Source organism: Exiguobacterium antarcticum DSM 14480, assembly GCF_000685865.1.
GTDB classification, from domain to species: domain Bacteria; phylum Bacillota; class Bacilli; order Exiguobacteriales; family Exiguobacteriaceae; genus Exiguobacterium_A; species Exiguobacterium_A antarcticum.
In genome coordinates, this window is sequence record NZ_JMKS01000003.1 from 627,359 (window position 1) to 643,211 (window position 15,853).

Annotated in this window: 21 protein-coding genes and 1 riboswitch; of the genes, 6 read left to right on the forward strand and 15 right to left on the reverse strand. The window is 47.8% G+C overall.

All coding sequences use genetic code 11. The features are described 5' to 3' along the window. Window positions 1-62: 62 nt before the first annotated feature. Entirely contained in the window at window positions 63-380 is a 318-nt protein-coding gene (locus tag P404_RS0104190) for a YuiB family protein (protein WP_014971091.1), read from the reverse strand. Between the two features lie 83 nt (window positions 381-463). Continuing rightward, on the reverse strand, window positions 464-1,675 hold the full coding sequence (locus tag P404_RS0104195) for an NAD(P)/FAD-dependent oxidoreductase (RefSeq protein WP_026830048.1): 1,212 nt from the start codon (window positions 1,673-1,675) through the stop codon (window positions 464-466). A 242-nt stretch (window positions 1,676-1,917) separates the two neighbouring features. Here P404_RS0104195 and P404_RS0104200 point away from each other — a divergent pair, with 242 nt between their 5' ends. Then, window positions 1,918-2,913, forward strand: coding sequence for an NAD(P)/FAD-dependent oxidoreductase (locus P404_RS0104200; RefSeq protein ID WP_014971093.1), 996 nt, complete (start codon window positions 1,918-1,920; stop codon window positions 2,911-2,913). A gap of 308 nt (window positions 2,914-3,221) precedes the next feature. Here P404_RS0104200 and P404_RS0104205 read toward each other — a convergent pair whose 3' ends face one another. The 3 genes from P404_RS0104205 to P404_RS0104215 form a co-directional block, all read right to left on the reverse strand. Then, complete coding sequence (locus P404_RS0104205; protein WP_014971094.1) at window positions 3,222-3,731, reverse strand: GNAT family N-acetyltransferase; 510 nt, start codon at window positions 3,729-3,731, stop codon at window positions 3,222-3,224. Continuing rightward, a complete protein-coding gene (locus tag P404_RS0104210) occupies window positions 3,728-4,594 on the reverse strand; it encodes an NAD-dependent epimerase/dehydratase family protein (protein ID WP_026830049.1) in 867 nt (288 codons plus the stop codon). The genes P404_RS0104205 and P404_RS0104210 overlap by 4 nt, the downstream gene beginning before the upstream one ends. Window positions 4,595-4,717: 123 nt before the next feature. Next, the gene (locus tag P404_RS0104215) at window positions 4,718-5,068 is read right to left on the reverse strand and encodes a HesB/IscA family protein (RefSeq protein ID WP_014971096.1); all 351 of its coding nucleotides are present in this window, start codon (window positions 5,066-5,068) and stop codon (window positions 4,718-4,720) included. A gap of 117 nt (window positions 5,069-5,185) precedes the next feature. Then, window positions 5,186-5,326: riboswitch (FMN riboswitch) on the forward strand. A 159-nt stretch (window positions 5,327-5,485) separates the two neighbouring features. On the opposite strand from P404_RS0104215, the gene P404_RS0104220 reads away from it, so the two are divergent. Beyond that, on the forward strand, window positions 5,486-6,052 hold the full coding sequence (locus tag P404_RS0104220) for an ECF transporter S component (protein WP_026830050.1): 567 nt from the start codon (window positions 5,486-5,488) through the stop codon (window positions 6,050-6,052). A gap of 62 nt (window positions 6,053-6,114) precedes the next feature. Here the strand turns inward: P404_RS0104220 and P404_RS0104225 are convergent, their stop codons facing one another. After that, window positions 6,115-6,348: a YuzB family protein gene (locus tag P404_RS0104225; protein WP_012371187.1), complete on the reverse strand. Its 234-nt coding sequence runs from the start codon at window positions 6,346-6,348 to the stop codon at window positions 6,115-6,117. Window positions 6,349-6,440: 92 nt separating this feature from the next. On the opposite strand from P404_RS0104225, the gene P404_RS0104230 reads away from it, so the two are divergent. Next, entirely contained in the window at window positions 6,441-7,493 is a 1,053-nt protein-coding gene (locus tag P404_RS0104230) for an NAD(P)/FAD-dependent oxidoreductase (protein ID WP_026830051.1), read from the forward strand. A 15-nt stretch (window positions 7,494-7,508) separates the two neighbouring features. On the opposite strand, the gene P404_RS0104235 is transcribed toward P404_RS0104230, so the two are convergent. Then, the gene (locus tag P404_RS0104235) at window positions 7,509-7,814 is read right to left on the reverse strand and encodes a DUF1462 family protein (protein ID WP_026830052.1); all 306 of its coding nucleotides are present in this window, start codon (window positions 7,812-7,814) and stop codon (window positions 7,509-7,511) included. Between the two features lie 110 nt (window positions 7,815-7,924). Here P404_RS0104235 and P404_RS0104240 point away from each other — a divergent pair, with 110 nt between their 5' ends. After that, window positions 7,925-8,152, forward strand: a complete 228-nt coding sequence (locus tag P404_RS0104240; RefSeq protein ID WP_012371190.1) for a NifU family protein — start codon at window positions 7,925-7,927, stop codon at window positions 8,150-8,152. Window positions 8,153-8,196: 44 nt separating this feature from the next. Here the strand turns inward: P404_RS0104240 and P404_RS0104245 are convergent, their stop codons facing one another. Beyond that, window positions 8,197-8,961 carry a TIGR01457 family HAD-type hydrolase gene (locus P404_RS0104245; protein ID WP_014971100.1) on the reverse strand — a complete coding sequence of 255 codons (765 nt, stop codon included), beginning with the start codon at window positions 8,959-8,961 and terminating at the stop codon, window positions 8,197-8,199. A 6-nt stretch (window positions 8,962-8,967) separates the two neighbouring features. After that, a complete protein-coding gene (locus tag P404_RS0104250; protein ID WP_014971101.1) occupies window positions 8,968-9,411 on the reverse strand; it encodes a DUF86 domain-containing protein in 444 nt (147 codons plus the stop codon). Window positions 9,412-9,565: 154 nt separating this feature from the next. On the opposite strand from P404_RS0104250, the gene glpX reads away from it, so the two are divergent. Continuing rightward, a complete protein-coding gene (gene glpX, locus P404_RS0104255; protein WP_026830053.1) occupies window positions 9,566-10,546 on the forward strand; it encodes a class II fructose-bisphosphatase in 981 nt (326 codons plus the stop codon). Window positions 10,547-10,582: 36 nt separating this feature from the next. Further along, the gene (locus P404_RS0104260; RefSeq protein ID WP_014971103.1) at window positions 10,583-10,858 is read left to right on the forward strand and encodes a DUF3055 domain-containing protein; all 276 of its coding nucleotides are present in this window, start codon (window positions 10,583-10,585) and stop codon (window positions 10,856-10,858) included. A 44-nt stretch (window positions 10,859-10,902) separates the two neighbouring features. Here P404_RS0104260 and P404_RS0104265 read toward each other — a convergent pair whose 3' ends face one another. The 6 genes from P404_RS0104265 to P404_RS0104290 form a co-directional block, all read right to left on the reverse strand. Beyond that, a complete protein-coding gene (locus tag P404_RS0104265; RefSeq protein ID WP_014971104.1) occupies window positions 10,903-11,355 on the reverse strand; it encodes a general stress protein in 453 nt (150 codons plus the stop codon). A gap of 84 nt (window positions 11,356-11,439) precedes the next feature. Next, window positions 11,440-11,820, reverse strand: a complete 381-nt coding sequence (locus P404_RS0104270) for a YutD family protein (protein ID WP_014971105.1) — start codon at window positions 11,818-11,820, stop codon at window positions 11,440-11,442. Between the two features lie 105 nt (window positions 11,821-11,925). Then, window positions 11,926-12,825: a lipoyl synthase gene (gene lipA / locus P404_RS0104275; RefSeq protein WP_014971106.1), complete on the reverse strand. Its 900-nt coding sequence runs from the start codon at window positions 12,823-12,825 to the stop codon at window positions 11,926-11,928. A 63-nt stretch (window positions 12,826-12,888) separates the two neighbouring features. Next, on the reverse strand, window positions 12,889-14,184 hold the full coding sequence (locus P404_RS0104280) for a bifunctional metallophosphatase/5'-nucleotidase (protein ID WP_014971107.1): 1,296 nt from the start codon (window positions 14,182-14,184) through the stop codon (window positions 12,889-12,891). Between the two features lie 20 nt (window positions 14,185-14,204). Further along, window positions 14,205-15,050 carry a DUF72 domain-containing protein gene (locus P404_RS0104285; protein ID WP_014971108.1) on the reverse strand — a complete coding sequence of 282 codons (846 nt, stop codon included), beginning with the start codon at window positions 15,048-15,050 and terminating at the stop codon, window positions 14,205-14,207. Window positions 15,051-15,237: 187 nt separating this feature from the next. Continuing rightward, window positions 15,238-15,801, reverse strand: coding sequence for a dihydrofolate reductase family protein (locus P404_RS0104290; protein WP_026830055.1), 564 nt, complete (start codon window positions 15,799-15,801; stop codon window positions 15,238-15,240). Window positions 15,802-15,853 lie beyond the last annotated feature (52 nt).

The window sequence follows — 15,853 nt, forward strand, 5'->3', positions numbered from 1 at the left end:
GACACTGTTTTTATTATAACGTGTTTTAACGCACTAAAAAAGCCTACTCACTCAAGTAGACTTTAAAACATTTGGTAACCACTTTTACGCAAAAAGCGAATCGACATACCGGCGATGACGATTCCGGCAAGGCCGGCCACAAACATCGTGACATCTGCCGTCTGCAGCCCCATGATCCGTTCGCCGAGTGCCGGAATCGCTTCACGAGCATTCGTGAAGTAATCAAGCGTCGACTGGTTATCAATCATCATGATGATGATCAGCGGATAGAGGACAAGCATGATCCACGTACTGCGCAACAACATGTTTAAGATAAAACCGATACTAAAGAACATGACGAGATAGAGAACGCTCCCGATCACGGCTTGAATGATATGCATACTGTTCCCCCTTTGAATCTCTTTTTTAGTATAACCGACAAAAAAGGCAAATGCACGAGTGTACATTTGCCTAAAACGTGAACTTAGAATTTACCTTTTTTGATGGCAAGACCAATCTTTTTCAACTCAAGGAAATGTTTGTTGTCGATGACTTTTTTCATGAATGATGCGTTACGGCCGTAAATCTTCTTACCGAAGACCATTCCGATTCCATCTTTATGACCAAGTGAAGCGACTGTTCCTTTGTTTTCATATGTGAACGTTGATGTTTGACGTCCACCGATGAGAGCAGAGATGTTTTCAGCCACTTTGTGTGCTTGTTGCGTCGCGATCTGTGCAGTTGGTGGATACGGACGATTCGAGTTCGGATCCATGACTGCTGAACAGTCACCGATCATGAAGACATTTTCATGCCCAGGAACACGGAGGTCTTCTGCGACGACGACACGGTTACGCATGGCTTCAAAGCCAGATGCTGCAACAACCGGGTTACCGCTGACGCCACCTGTCCAGATGATCGTGTTCGCTTCGATTGTTTCTGTTGTTTCACCTTGGAGTGGACCAAATGTCACGCTGCCCGGTGCACATTCCTTGATGCCGTTACCGAGTTTGAACTCGATCCCTTGGCGCTCGAGCCATTTGTGTGCGTAGTTGACGAGATCAGCATCAAATCCAGGAAGGACCGTAGGAGCTGCTTCGATATTGACGACACGAACGAGTTCGCGTGGGATATCATATTGTTTACACAGTTCCGGAATCCGGTTGACGAGCTCACCCATGAACTCGATACCCGTAAATCCGGCACCACCGACGACGATCGTCAAGAGTGAACGGTTTGTTGAACCCGTTGTTTTGTACTCTGCGAATGAATAGTCGATATGTTCCTTGATTTTCCGGACACTGTTCAATGAACTGATCGTTAGAGCGTTCTCTTTCAATCCTTTAATGCCGAATGTTTCAGGAACGCCACCAAGTGCGACGACGACGTAGTCGTAAGGGACTGTTCCACCGTCGACAAGCTTCACTGTGTTGCTTGCTGTATCAACTTTCTCGACGATACCTTTGACAAGTTTGACACGCGAAGGATTGATGACATCATTGATGTAGATACGCGCCTGTTCAGCAGACATCGTTCCTGCTGCTGGTTCGTGTAACCACGTTGTTTGGTAATGATAATCGTGTTTGTTGATTAATGTGATGTTCGCTTGGTCGACGCCAAGTTTCTTTTGAAGGTTGACTGCTGTGATCAATCCACCGTAGCCGGCTCCAAGAATAACAATGTTTGGTGTGTTCATGTTCTAATACCCCTTACGCTTAATAGTTTTGTTGTGATTTTCTTCACATTCAATTGCAGATAAATGCTCAAAAACTTTGTTCAAATAATGTTCACACGTCTATACGTTCATTGAACCATTTTCTATCATAGATTGCAAAGGTAAAATATGCAATCCCTTAAAAAATGTGAGATGTTCCGCACTTGCCACATCGAACCCATCTTCCTATATAATAGGAGTATCCAACTTTAGGAGGGACTCAGATGCACCAACCATATGATGTAACGATTATCGGCGGCGGTCCAGTCGGGCTGTTCACCGCTTTTTACTCAGGCATGCGTCAGATGAAGACGAAAGTCATCGAAAGTCTACCACAACTCGGTGGACAACTGGCGACGCTTTATCCTGAAAAATATATATACGACATTGCCGGCTTCCCGAAAGTCAAAGCCCAGGACTTAATCGATCGCCTGCTTGAACAAGCAAATGAATTTGATCCGACGTATGTGCTCGGTGAAACCGTCCTTGCTTATGAACGACTCGATGACGGACTGATCCGTCTCGTCACGAACAAGGGTGAACATTATACGAAGACTGTCATCCTGACAGCCGGAAACGGTTCATTTGCTGCCCGTCCACTCGGTGTCGCCGATGCAGAACGGTTCGAAGAAAGTAACTTACACTACTTCGTCAATGAGATGGACCGTTTCAAAGATCGCCAAGTCGTCTTGCTCGGCGGCGGTGATTCCGCGGTCGATTGGTCGCTGATGCTTGAGCCGATCGCTAAATCCGTCACGCTCGTCCACCGACGCGATAAGTTCCGCGCCCATGAGCATACGGTCGAGCTTTTACACAACTCATCCGTCAACGTCATGACGCCGTATACACTCGAATCGGTCACAGGGGATGACAGCATCGAGACGCTGACGTTTAAACATGCTGAAACGGATGAAGTCATCGTCGTCGGCGCAGATGATGTCGTCTGTAACTTCGGTTTCGTTTCCTCGCTCGGACCGCTCAAGGAGTGGGAAGTCGAGTTCGAACGCAATTCGATCCGCGTCAACTCGAAGATGGAAACGGCGATTCCCGGTGTCTTCGCTTGCGGCGATATCGCCACTTACGACGGTCGTGTCAAATTGATTGCGACTGGTTTCGGAGAAGCTCCGATTGCCGTCAACCAAGCGAAGTTGCTTGTTGATCCATCGGCCCGTCACCCGCAGCACTCCACCAGTCTTTTTGAGAAAGTCAAAAATCATTAAGTTACGCCCAAAAGAAGAGTTGCCTCGACCAAATCGAAGTGGCTCTTCTTTTTGTTTGCAGTCTAAATGACTGTGTTTGACGCCGCCAGATTCTTTCTTCCCGTGCTTTCCTCAGGCGAGGCGCAAGTCGCGGCTTCTTGACCTTACCTTTCAAGAAGCCGGGTCTCGCTTGCCTCTGGCAGCGCGAAAAACGCGTTTTTTCCTGTAGGAGTCACGGGAAATGAATCTTTTCTACACATTTCCTTCAATGTTCCTTCAATTCAAAAAAAATCATCCTAATCGCAATAGGATGATTTTTTAAAGCAATTTTAAGACAACGGCACGTTGAATCGTCGAACACGCGTCCCGTCTTCTTTTACATACGATTCGACTTCTTGTCCACCGTTTGCTTCGATGACACGACCGGATGCGACATTGTCCGCACTGCAGGTGATCAAGACTGAACTAAGTCCACGCTCCCTTGCAACTTTCAGTGCTTGACGTAATCCTTCTGTCGCGTATCCCTTGTTGCGTTCACTCGGTCGAATGCCATAACCAATATGTCCACCGATTTGTTGCAGTTGGTCGTTTAGATCATGTCGGAAATTGACTGCACCGACAATCGTTTCCCCGTCATACAACCAATAAGTCGAGTGCGTGACCCAGTTTTTTGGAGCTATCTGTTCTTCTTGTTGTTGCTCATCCAGAAAATCCGCTAACGGTAAAAAAGTTTTGCTGACAACACTTGGGACGATGGCTTCACCGGACTGTTGCCACTCTGTCAGAAAATCGAGGTATTCGACTTCAAGTTGCACGGACGGTTTGATTAACGTAATCATTTGTGATTGCGAACCTCCTCTTCAATGAGTCGATCGAGCCAGTCGTCGACATGTTGGAATAAATACCCCGCTTGTTTTGCGGCTGTCGTGTCCATATAGAAGTCGCGCTCCGGTGCAAGCGGTGACGGATCTTCGCCTGTCGTCTCAAAACGCGATGTCGTCTTCGCCACGCGATCAATTTTATCCATTAAGTCTTGAATCGATAATACACCGTCACTTGCTGCATTGATCGGTCCGGTCATCGTCGAGCGTCCACACCATTCGAGGAAGGCTGCCGCTTCGTAACTCGAGATATAGCCCATCTTCGCATATAAATTTTCAGCAACGATCGGTTGATCGGCCAAGGCCCGTTTAATATGGAACACCAGTCGTTCCGTATAATCGTCCGGTCCTAAGACGACCGGGAATCGAACGGCGATGACCGGGAAAGTCGCCCGTTGGAAAAAGTAACTTTCCGCCTGACGTTTTCCTTCCCCGTAATCATGTTCTTTTTCCAAGTCATATTTCCCGGGAAACGGATTGTAAGTCCGCTCTGAGATGTTCGTTCCGCCCTGCTCATAAACGGACATCGTCGACGTTAAGATATAGCGTCCGACTTTCCCTTCGAAAGCATCCACCGCAAGCTTCGCCTGATATGGATTAAAGCAGATATTGTCATAGATGATATCCCAGTTCTGACTTCCAAGATCCTTCATCGTACTGCTTGATGTCCGGTCTCCCTTAAAAAATGTCAAGCCCTTCGCGACCGGCGGTGTATGCTCGCCGCGCGTGACAATCGTCACATCATCCCCCGATTCCGCAAGCCGTAATGCCAACCGTCGACCAAAGTAACGTGTTCCACCGAAGATCAGTACCTTTCGCATCGATAGTCCTCCCTTATCATGGCGTTCGTTGTAATCCTTCTCCATTTAGCTGCGTAAGTCCTGTCTGTCTCTGAAAAACAAAAAAAACCGTAGACGGAATCGTCCACGATTTGAGTCGTCTTATTAACATCCGCCGGGTGTCCCGGCATTCGTTGCGGTCCGGAACGACGTCCCACACCCGCATGTCGCGATGGCATTTGGATTCGTGATCGTAAATCCGCCGCCAAGCATGGATTGTTTATAATCGATTTCCAGGCCATTGACGACCGGATAGTCTTTTTGGTCAACGATGACGTTCACACCGTGTTGTTCAAAGGTTAAGTCGGTCTCTTTTTGACTGTCAAAGCCCATTCCGTAGGAGAGACCACTGCATCCGCCACCTTGAACGAGCATCCGTAGATTTTTTTCGTCGTCCGGCGCCTGCATCATCATCTCTTTCACTTGAAGAGCTGCTGCTTCTGTTAATTGGATCATGTCATCACCCTCCCTTTTTTTCTAGTATACGCAATTTCGAGCTGATTCGAAACCTAGTTGCTTGAAACTATCTTGAATTCGTTGTATAAAGGAGTTGTATCAAAAAAAATTAAATCGTTCCATCTTCAGGGCAGGGTGAAATTCCCGACCGGCGGTAAACAGACGATTCGTCTGAAGCCCGCGAGCGAATAGGGCGCTATTTGCTGATTCTGTGTGACTCAGGAGCCGACAGTATAGTCTGGATGGGAGAAGATGGCGGCATGTTTCTATTTCTTGAACCGATTTTTGTAAAAATCGTTCAGGTTTAGTTTATTGCGGACTTCTCCCCTATTGAATCTGATTCGATAGGGGTTTATTTTGGACGCAGCCATGCCAATACTTCATCGAGAGGAACGAGCAAAAGGAGATTATACTCGTATGAAACGCACACAAAAGATGGTCACTTTATCCATGTTAGGTTCAATTTCGTTTGTTCTAATGCTACTCAATTTCCCGTTACCTTTTTTACCGAACTATTTAAAAATCGACTTCAGTGATGTCCCTGCCTTAATCGCAGCCATCATGTTCTCACCGATTGCCGGTGTCATCGTCGAAGCACTTAAAAATGTCTTGTACTACATCTTCCGCGGAAGTGGTGTACCGGTCGGAGAGCTGGCAAACTTCGCTGCTGGTGTCGCCTTCATTCTTCCCGTCAGCTGGTTCTATCATAAAAAGAAATCAACAAAAGGTCTCGCAACCGGTCTTGTCGCAGGTACGATCACGATGGCACTGGGTCTTGCGATCCTCAACTATATCTTAATTCTTCCAGCGTACGCTTGGTTCTTCGGAATGGACTACATGTTAGATCCTGCCGTCAAGTGGACAACGATCACGGCCGGTATCCTACCGTTTAACATCATCAAGGCTTTGTTTATCTCAGCACTCTTCATTCCGCTGTTCTTGAAGCTACAACCTTGGATGTTACGTCGTCAACACTCCGCCTAAGTCCGAAGCCGCGCCCGCTGACAGACACGAATCCCCGGTCTCTTCTGAGACACGGGGATTTTTTAAAGTTCATTTTCTTCGATTTTTTGATAAATTTTTTCTAGAAGTTCTTCCGGTGTCTCGCCGACGACCGTTTCTCCATCGACCAGACAAAAATGGTCGAGTGAACAAATGCCACAATATCCGAGACATCCATATTCGACGACATCGACATTCGGATCCCGTTCGAGTTGTTGCATGACGACTTGGGTTCCTGTCGCTAAGTTGCTGATACAAAATTCAATAATTGGATTCACTTTTTTTCCTCCTTTAAGCAGGAATTGTCCTTCCCCATGTCGTATTATACAAGGTCAGACTGATTTAGGGGAACTAAGGGGGATTTAAAGTTATGAAGCAACTGGTTGTTTTAGGCGGCGGATATGGCGGTATGCGGATTTGTGAACGGTTTAAAGATGAAGAGGTCGCTGTGACCCTCGTCGATCGTTTACCGTATCATGCCTTAAAAACAGAGTATTATGCACTCGCTGCCGGTACATTATCGGATCGTGATGTTCGGATTGCTTTTCCGGAAGGCGAACATCTCACATATAAATATGGACATGTCGTCAAGATTTCACCGGAGACGAACTCCGTCCATCTCCAAGATGGGACGGAGCTGTTTTATGACGATCTCATCATCGCGTTAGGGTGTGAAGATAAATACCATAACATACCGGGGGCGCAAGAATTTACGTACAGCATCCAAACGCTTGAAGAGTCTAGGAAAACCCAACAGGCAATTTGTGGTCTCACACCCGGTGCCGTCGTCTCGATCGTCGGAGCCGGACTGTCTGGTGTCGAACTGGCGAGTGAATTACACGAAAGCCGGAAAGACTTGAAGATCCGATTGTTCGACCGTGGTCCATCGGTGTTGTCGTTCCTGTCAGACAAAGTATCGACATACGTCCAGGAGTGGTTCGAAGAACATGATGTCGAAGTCATTAACAATTCCAATGTCACGTTCGTCACGGCGGATGACGTCCAAAACGGGGATGAGGCCTATCCTTCGAACTTAACGATTTGGACGGCCGGCACACAACCGGTCAAGGTCGTTCGGGATCTCGGATTTGAAGCCGACAGCGGTGGACGGATCAAGCTGACGGAACACCACCATGTGCCGGAACACGAAAACGTGTTTGTGATTGGGGATTGCGCAAGCCTCCCGTATGCACCAAGCGGACAGCTCGCAGAACATCAAGCCGACCAAGTCGTCGATGTCCTGCAAGCGAAATGGGACGGAAAAAAACTGCCGAAACTGCCAGAAATCAAGTTACGTGGTATGCTCGGCTCGCTCGGGAAATCAGACGGATTTGGGATCGTCATGGGGAAACAGGCATTAACCGGAAAAGTACCACGCCTCTTGAAGTCGGGTGTCCTCTGGAAACATAAAAAGATCAAATAAGCAAAACGGCGCCGGTCATTCCGGTGCCGTTTTTTCGAGTCTCATATCAATCGCCTGCGTGATTTTTTTCAGCTGGACATATCCTTCGTCAATCATCTCCTCATCGAGCAGGACGAGTGGATAAAAATAGACATCGTCCTTCAAGGCCAAGATCCAGTCATCTTCGACAGGTGATGTCTCGAAATCAATATACGCAAACGTTAATGCCGTCTCGTATTTTCGTTCGAGTACGGCTTGGAGCCAGCTGTAGGTCTCTTCTGAACTCGGTGCCCCGACGCAGCTCGGACATGTCTGTGCAGCGCCATATACCTTGATTTCCATTCAAACTCCCCCTCTTGATGGATACTTCTTTTTTAGTATACAAGTTTTCCAGATTGAGAACATTTTTCAACCCTGTTACAATGATTCTATAAGAAAGGATGTGTTTACGCATGGAAATGTTTGATCAAGTGAATGAAGTCCTCGAAAAATTGCGTCCGTTCCTTCTTCGTGATGGAGGAGACGTTGAACTCGTAGATGTAGAAGACGGTATCGTCAAACTCCGTTTAATGGGAGCTTGCGGCAGTTGCCCAAGTTCAACCATCACATTGAAGGCTGGTATCGAACGTGCCCTTCTTGAAGAAGTCGCTGGCGTCGTCGAAGTTGAACAAGTCTTCTAATATTGAAAATCCCCACTGACATCTGTCAATGGGGATTTTTTTGTTTACAAAATCCATTCAGCTAACGTATCGACCATATAGGTTGGTTGTACATCTTGTCCTTGAATGAAGACCGGTGTATGGACACCGGAATTAACATGCATCGTCCGGATGCCACCATTGATGCCAAACAAAATATCCGTATGGTAGTTATCCCCGACCATGATTAAGTCTTCTTTAGCGAGACCAATCATCTCTGCTGCGATATTGACCATGACCGGTTCCGGTTTCCCGATATAAAACGGTTCTTTTTCCGTCGTCACCCGTAAAACGGATGTCAAGGCACCGTTACCAGGCAAGAAACCACGCTCCGTCGGAATCGCGATGTCCCCGTTCGTCGAGATGAAGCGGGCACCTGCACGAATCGCCAGTGCTCCGATTGCTAACTTCTCATACGTGATTTGACGGTCAAGACCGATGACGACATAATCCACCTGCTCGTCTGCGACGACCTGTAAGCCTTGACGTTCAAGCGCATCAATCAAACCACCTTCGCCAATCGCATAGACCTTCGCACCAGGAGAAAGTTCTGCGATGTAGCGGCCTGTCGCCATCGCACTCGTCAAGACGTGTTCTGCGTTCGAGTGTACACCCATACCACGTAATTTTTCAGCAACGGCTTCCGCTGTCATCGACGCATTATTCGTGACGAAGAGATACGGAACCCCTTGTTCTTGCAACTGATTGACAAAATCAACGGCTTCTTTGACAGGTTCTGTTCCATTATACATCGTGCCATCTAAATCAAATAAATATCCTTTTGCTTTCATCCTGACTCACTCCTCAGTTGGTAAAAATGCAGAGACGGGTCCAAGTTCGGTCTCTAAATAGTGTCGAACGGCTCCCGGGAAACGACGTAACTCTGTTTCCTCTTCAAAAAGGATCTCGCGGATGTCCGCTGTACTCGATGTCGTAAATTCACGGACAATCCGTGTCCGTAGTGCGACGACTCGTTTCAGACTATTGGCAAGTGCCGTATCGACGACCCGTTCATCTTCTAAAATCAATACGATATCTTCATAACTTCCCGGATCACGCATGATGAAACCATCAATCATACTGTTTCCGATATCGATGATACTCTCGATCACTAAAAACCCGATCCGTTCCCACGCCAGCGAAATCGTCAAAGCATCCCCCGTTAATTCTTTACTTTGACGAAGCGCCGTTTCAAAACAAACCACTGTTTGCTCAATCTTTTCACGATTCACGAAATACATCTAGCATTCCCCCTCACATCCTTCATTTTAGCTCTATCTGCAGGACATGAAAAGCAGAAAGGCTGTTTGCATCACATTCCGCAATGTGTTATCCTCAATTTAGATTTTTACGAAAATAGTATGTCACATTAGGTGACTTGGAGGTTATTCATAGATGGAACGGGAATTAGCATTAGAAATCGTCCGAGCAACAGAAGCCGCAGCATTAGCATCTGCCAAGTGGATTGGTCGCGGGAAAAAGAATGAAGCCGATGATGCGGCAACGACTGCCATGCGCGAAGTCTTAAATACCGTCAACATGGCGGGTACGGTCGTCATTGGTGAAGGCGAACTCGATGAAGCACCGATGTTATTCATCGGTGAAAAAGTCGGGACGTCAAACGGACCAATCGTCGATATCGCCGTTGACCCCCTCGAAGGGACGAATATCGTCGCCAAAGGTCTTGGCAACGCGATGGTCGTCATCGCCGTCGCGGATCAAGGTGCCCTTCTTCATGCTCCGGATATGTATATGGATAAACTGACAGTCGGTCCGAACTTAAAAGGACACGTCTCACTCGACGATCCACTCGAAGTCATCATTCAAAAAGCAGCCGAGCTAAATCAGAAACGAATTGAAGAAGTGACGGTCATCATGCAGGATCGTCCACGTCATGATCATTTCCGGGAAGCTGCGATGCGTGTCGGGGCACGAGTTCGTCTCTTTGAAGACGGTGACGTCTCAGCAGGGATTGCACCGCTTTCTCCGTCAACAGGAATCGATATCTTCATCGGGACGGGTGGCGCTCCGGAAGGTGTCATCACGGCCGCTGCCGTCAAAGCAATGGGTGGCGACATGCAGGCGCGTCTGCATCCGATGAATGAGGAAGAAACGGCACGTGTCATCCGGATGGGTCTGGCTGATCCGCTTCAACTGTTGACGCTCGACGATCTCATCAAAAGTGACGACTGCATCTTCGCAGCAACAGGGGTCACGACGGGTGAAATGCTCGACGGCGTCCGTTTCTTGACGGATGATATCGTCGAGACGACATCCCTCGTCATGCGCTCGAAAACACGAACGATCCGGAAAGTCATCGCAGAACACAGTCTGTCACGTAAACCATACTTGCAAAAAGTTCCCCATACCCTTTAATCTAAGCAGAGATGAAGGAAATGAGGGAACTGACAGATGATGCAAGAACGCGATTTTTTATATGATGACGTCGAACAGACAAAAACCCGATTCGTCTGTTGGATCGGCGAGACAAGCCGTTTTGATTTAGCGATCACCCATTCCGAACATTTTTTCGGAAAGATTCTCGTACTGAATCTCTTATCAAATCGCTTTGCGATCATTGGTCCGGATGATTTCGAGGAACCGGGTTATATCGCCCACGCCTTTGATTTAGAGGATGAGGCGGCTGAAGAACTCGAAGGATACTTACGTGACTACATCGGCTTATGAAAAACAAAAGCAGCCCCGTCCAATCGGACGGGGCTGCCTGTTGTTCATAATAACCGGTCGTTCCGCTCATTGAGCGTATTTGGACCACTAAAGACATTGGTATTATCCGATTCATCGTGGGCTTTACGTTCTGAATGCTGATCTGCTTCATCGCCGACGAGTAAGACGAATTGTCCCTCTTCCGCTGCTTTGTTGGCACGGTTGACATCCTCTTTCGTCAATCCGCTCGCTTGTAGCACGTCATGATGAGAAGGAGAAGCTGAACTGTCTTTTTTAAAGATCCCTTTGATCTCCTGCCAAAGATTCATGTGTTCTTCTTGCGACAGACGTGTCGACGTTTGCTGATTTTTTAAATCTGCCAATTCTTCGATCTGCTCCAGGTCATATCGATCATGGGCAACGACTTTCAAATCCGTTGATACGACACCTGCAACGCGTAAATCATGAACAGCACTGACGACTTCTGGCACAGACTTATAAATCCCGACGATTCTCATGGATAGTTCCCCCTATAGGTACGTGATACTATACTATTAGCCGAAATCATCCAATCAGAAACATCTTTTTAGATGTCAGTTTCATTACTGTTCCTCTTGTGTCTCTTCTTTTTCCGCCGAAAACTTCCGTTTGAGTTTTAGCGTGTTCGCTGAAGATCCGTCGAAGCGAGGTGGTGCTTCTTCTCCTTCTACGAGTTCCATCCGTTTAACGATAAAATAGGCACATCCGAAATTACAGTATTCGTATAAATAATCCGCCACGTGGGAGATTTTCGTATCGAACGTTGCTTTTTCGTGATCATCTTCATAAAAACCACGCAGGCGTAATTGGCCGTGTCCCCAATCCCCGACGATGTAGTCATACTTTTCAAGGACGTCACTAAACCGCCCGATAAAGGCTTCTTCATTAAATCCTTCTCGTTTCTCTTCGACGATTTCATATCTTTCACGATTGACTTGTATCATTTTTTCCACCCCCTGCTTCCTTTATCTTACCATAATCACTCCTGAAAACGAATCGTCAGACGACAGAAAACCGCCCTCGCACGTGGCTTGGACGGTTCGAGCTCGTTAGTCAATCGGTAAAGCGGCTTTATTTTTTTTCGCAGCATTGACTTGTTCGTCGGCATGGTAAGACGAACGGACCAATGGACCCGCCTCACAATGGGAGAACCCTTTTCCGAGCGCAATCTGTTTTAATTCAGCAAACTCTTGTGGTGTGTAGTATTTGATGACATCCAAATGTTTTTTTGTCGGTTGAAGATACTGACCGATTGTCATGATATCAACATCGTTGGCACGCAAATCGTCCATCGTCTGTAAAATTTCTTCCCACGTCTCACCAAGACCTAACATCAGACTCGATTTCGTTGGAATTTCCGGTGCAAGTTCTTTTGAGCGACGCAAGAATTCAAGTGTCCGGTCGTACGTCGCCTTGGCACGAACCGTTGGTGTCAGACGGCGGACCGTCTCGATATTATGATTCATGATGTCCGGCTTGGCTTCGATCAACGTCTGTAACGCGTCGAAGTTCCCACCCATGTCGGACGGTAACACTTCAATCGATGTCTCCGGATTCATACGACGGACTTCCCGTACCGTCTCCGCATAGACACCGGCCCCGAAGTCATTTAAATCATCCCGGGCAACGGCTGTGATGACCGCATGTTTCAGATTCATCAGACGAACGGATTCCGCAACCCGTTTTGGTTCTTCTAAGTCAAGTTCGTTTGGTCGTCCCGTCGTGACGGCACAAAAACGGCAGGCTCGCGTACAGATGCTGCCAAGAATCATGAATGTCGCGGTCCGGCGAACGGCCCAACACTCATGAATATTCGGACATTTCGCTTCCTCACATACTGTGTGAAGCTTTTTTTCACGCATCATACTTTTGAGTTCTGTGTACGTCTCATTTGTGTTCAACTTGATTTTCAACCACTCTGGCTTACGTTGTATCTCTCTGCGTCCCATGAATCGGTTTCCCCCTTTATCCATAAAAAACTGACCTGATTTCTGTTACAGTATACCAAATATTCAGTGTTTGCGGACGTGTAATTCACTGAATTCAGACTTCTCCGATAGGCGATTGAACAGGAGATCCCGTAACAGTTCCGGCATGAAATATTCTTTCGGCATCTCTTTGATGGCGGGGAAAATCGGACCAAACGTAAACATATCCGGCAGGACGACAGTGTAATTCTTCGTCTCATCGATGGGCTGATCATTTCCGGAATAATGCATCTTACCCATCAGCTTTCCACGGAAACCGAGTCCACGAACCTTTAATTGTTCGAATCGTTCCGTGTCGACTTCGGCAATAAACTGCTTCAACTCAACTCCGGTCATCGTCACCTTACACGGATTGATCGGATGGGGGCAAAGCCGGTGTAAATCAAACGATGAGACAGGTCCTGGTGATAATGAACCGAGTAACATCCCGGCAGGCACACAGGCAAGATCGGCATTGCACCAATCACGCATCGTATCCGCTAAGAGTTGCGTAAACGGTGACGGATTAAACCAGTCATTCGCTAGACCTGATGTCCGGCCAATCGGTTGTTTCATCTGACGTTCGGCTAAATACTGCTCTTTATCGAGCAACGCCGTGGTCGCTTCGTCTGAGGGATAAGTTTCAAGTGAATGAAGGACGGCCTCTTTTTCACCCGTATCCGTGTTTAAGTAAATCTCACCTGCATACTGACCGTACTTTCCGGCCTGCGCAATCAAGACCCCGTTTTTAACGACGCCGTCATCAAGGACGTGATGGGTATGGGCGCCGATGATCAAATCCAGTTCCGGGAATCGTCCAGCAAGTTCTTCGTCCTGATAAAACCCAAGATGGCTCAAACAGATCAAGACGTCGACTTGATCCCGCAAGGCCTCGATTTCACGCGCTGCCGCTTCAAACGGATCTTCAATCGACCATCCGAGCAAATCGTACAGTTCATAATAAGGAGCCGTCAGACCAAAGATCCCGACTTTTCCTGTCGGCAAGTCTTGAATCATGCCAGCTTTTGCAAACGGTGCCGTCAAGTTCGATACGAGAACGGGGAACGTCGCGTCCGTATATAATTCCTCGAGCCAGTCATGTGGAAAGGTAATGCCTTCATTGTTTCCGATCGTGACGGCTGTCGGAGCCAGTTCATTTAATAGATGCGTATTGATTTTACCTTGCGTCGCCTCCGTTGCCGGCGCGACCCGGTCCGCATGATCCCCTAAATCAAAGACGAGGGAATCATACGTCCGGTGTTCTTTCATGAACGACATATAGCGAGGCCACATATCAAAGTGTGAATGTAGATCGTTATAATGAATGACGTGTAACTTCACGCTCAAGCCTCCTCTAGGTATTAAAACAATGAGATTTGCCGTGGTGCCAGAGACTCGTAATCGAGACCTAAAATCTCGATGAGACGTTTGGCGTTCGGAACGGCATCTCCTGCTGAATTGTTGTTAAAGAAAACATACACGTCTTTTGCCTGTTCGGCAAGTGAACGGATATGTAGTGCCAACTCTTGTAATTCTTCTTCCGAATAGCGGTACAGACAACGGACCTTCCGCCAGTCGTCACTGCTCTGGCCCGGTTTCTTCAGCCATCCGTTGATATTACGGCCATGCAAGCGGACGAACGCCGTCTCCTGCGTCACGACGGGAACGAACGGTACCGACCCGTCTTCCGTCTGCGGTTCATCACAAATCGTATGAATGAATTGATGTTCCGCCAAAAAACGAAGCGTCCGTTCTTGATAAAGATCTGAATACCAGGACGGATTCCGAAACTCAATCGCGACAGGAAGTCCGGCAAGCGATTTCCGGATTGTCTGGAGATACTCGAGATGGACTTTACTGACGTCGAACCAAGGTGGGAGCTGGACGAGAATCGCCGCAATCTTTCCACTCTGCCGCATCGGTTCGATCGAGGCGAGATACTGTTCAAAGATCGGACCAAGCGGATCCTTGTTTTCCCGGTCATGGCCACTCATCGCCCGGTGGACCTTGACGATGAACCGAAAGGCGTCCGGAGTCTCCGCGACCCACTTCTGATAATTTCGTTCCGGTTGAATCGCATAGTACGTCGAATCGACTTCGACTGCCGGAAAATGTCCTGCATAAGCGGCAAGCTTCTCTTTCCGGTCTTGTGGTGTCGGATAGAGGCTGTCGTGATCGCCCCAACCGGTCACGCCGACATAAATCATCCGTCTTCCTCCTATCTGTATTACTCCATATTTCCCATCATAGCATAGCAGAATCAGGAATTTCTTCTTCGGAGTTCTTCTCGAAAAAGAGATAAAGTCTGTATATAAAAAACAAGCAGATCCTTCCTACTCCTGCAAAAATAAGGGGGATGGACTGCCTGTTTCATTGATCTGTTCCTCTTCTGAATCAATCATTCCGGATCCGCTCATACGTCAACGCGATACACCCGGAAGCAAATGTCTGCTGGTCGATGAGCCGTAAAGGGAACGTTTGCTCGAACAACGGAAACATCCGTTTGCCGCCTCCGAGTAAGACGGGATAGATGACGACATGGTAACGGTCGACCAAATCCAAGCGGACAGCTTCTGCCGCAAGCGTCGCCCCGCCGATTGCGATCTGCTTCCCGGGTGCCTGCTTTAATGCTGCCAGTTCCTCTGCCAGCGGTCTCGTCGCAAGACGGGCATTGCCCTCGACTGTTGTCATCGTTTCCGAAAATACGATTTTCTCAAGCGCTTGCCATGTCTTCGCATAGGCTACGATGATGGGATTTGTGTCCGTTTGATCTGCTGTCTCCCAGTACTGCATCATCTCGTACAGGCGACGTCCATAGACATGGGTATCAAATTCTGTCTCGTAGTCATTGAAATACTGATGCAGTTCAGCGTCCGGTGACGCAAACGCAATGCTGCCCGACGCATCCTCGATGTACCCGTCGAGCGAGACTTGAAAAGAGTAGATGAGATCACGCATGATGGCTCCCTCCTTTTTCATCCTTTACCCGTTTTTACTTGTTCATGAAAAA

Bases quoted from the DNA above. Each gene is read 5' to 3' on its own strand.
- P404_RS0104290 (WP_026830055.1), bottom strand. From the start codon at position 15,801: ATGCGTGATCTCATCTACTCTTTTCAAGTCTCGCTCGACGGGTACATC.
- P404_RS0104220 (WP_026830050.1), top strand. From the start codon at position 5,486: ATGAAACGCACACAAAAGATGGTCACTTTATCCATGTTAGGTTCAATT.
- P404_RS0104265 (WP_014971104.1), bottom strand. From the start codon at position 11,355: ATGAGAATCGTCGGGATTTATAAGTCTGTGCCAGAAGTCGTCAGTGCT.
- P404_RS0104285 (WP_014971108.1), bottom strand. From the start codon at position 15,050: ATGATTTATGTCGGCGTGACCGGTTGGGGCGATCACGACAGCCTCTAT.
- P404_RS0104240 (WP_012371190.1), top strand. From the start codon at position 7,925: ATGGAAATGTTTGATCAAGTGAATGAAGTCCTCGAAAAATTGCGTCCG.
- P404_RS0104195 (WP_026830048.1), bottom strand. From the start codon at position 1,675: ATGAACACACCAAACATTGTTATTCTTGGAGCCGGCTACGGTGGATTG.
- P404_RS0104250 (WP_014971101.1), bottom strand. From the start codon at position 9,411: ATGTATTTCGTGAATCGTGAAAAGATTGAGCAAACAGTGGTTTGTTTT.
- glpX (WP_026830053.1), top strand. From the start codon at position 9,566: ATGGAACGGGAATTAGCATTAGAAATCGTCCGAGCAACAGAAGCCGCA.
- P404_RS0104210 (WP_026830049.1), bottom strand. From the start codon at position 4,594: ATGCGAAAGGTACTGATCTTCGGTGGAACACGTTACTTTGGTCGACGG.
- lipA (WP_014971106.1), bottom strand. From the start codon at position 12,825: ATGGGACGCAGAGAGATACAACGTAAGCCAGAGTGGTTGAAAATCAAG.
- P404_RS0104190 (WP_014971091.1), bottom strand. From the start codon at position 380: ATGCATATCATTCAAGCCGTGATCGGGAGCGTTCTCTATCTCGTCATG.
- P404_RS0104230 (WP_026830051.1), top strand. From the start codon at position 6,441: ATGAAGCAACTGGTTGTTTTAGGCGGCGGATATGGCGGTATGCGGATT.
- P404_RS0104215 (WP_014971096.1), bottom strand. From the start codon at position 5,068: ATGATCCAATTAACAGAAGCAGCAGCTCTTCAAGTGAAAGAGATGATG.
- P404_RS0104235 (WP_026830052.1), bottom strand. From the start codon at position 7,814: ATGGAAATCAAGGTATATGGCGCTGCACAGACATGTCCGAGCTGCGTC.
- P404_RS0104270 (WP_014971105.1), bottom strand. From the start codon at position 11,820: ATGATACAAGTCAATCGTGAAAGATATGAAATCGTCGAAGAGAAACGA.
- P404_RS0104200 (WP_014971093.1), top strand. From the start codon at position 1,918: ATGCACCAACCATATGATGTAACGATTATCGGCGGCGGTCCAGTCGGG.
- P404_RS0104245 (WP_014971100.1), bottom strand. From the start codon at position 8,961: ATGAAAGCAAAAGGATATTTATTTGATTTAGATGGCACGATGTATAAT.
- P404_RS0104260 (WP_014971103.1), top strand. From the start codon at position 10,583: ATGATGCAAGAACGCGATTTTTTATATGATGACGTCGAACAGACAAAA.
- P404_RS0104205 (WP_014971094.1), bottom strand. From the start codon at position 3,731: ATGATTACGTTAATCAAACCGTCCGTGCAACTTGAAGTCGAATACCTC.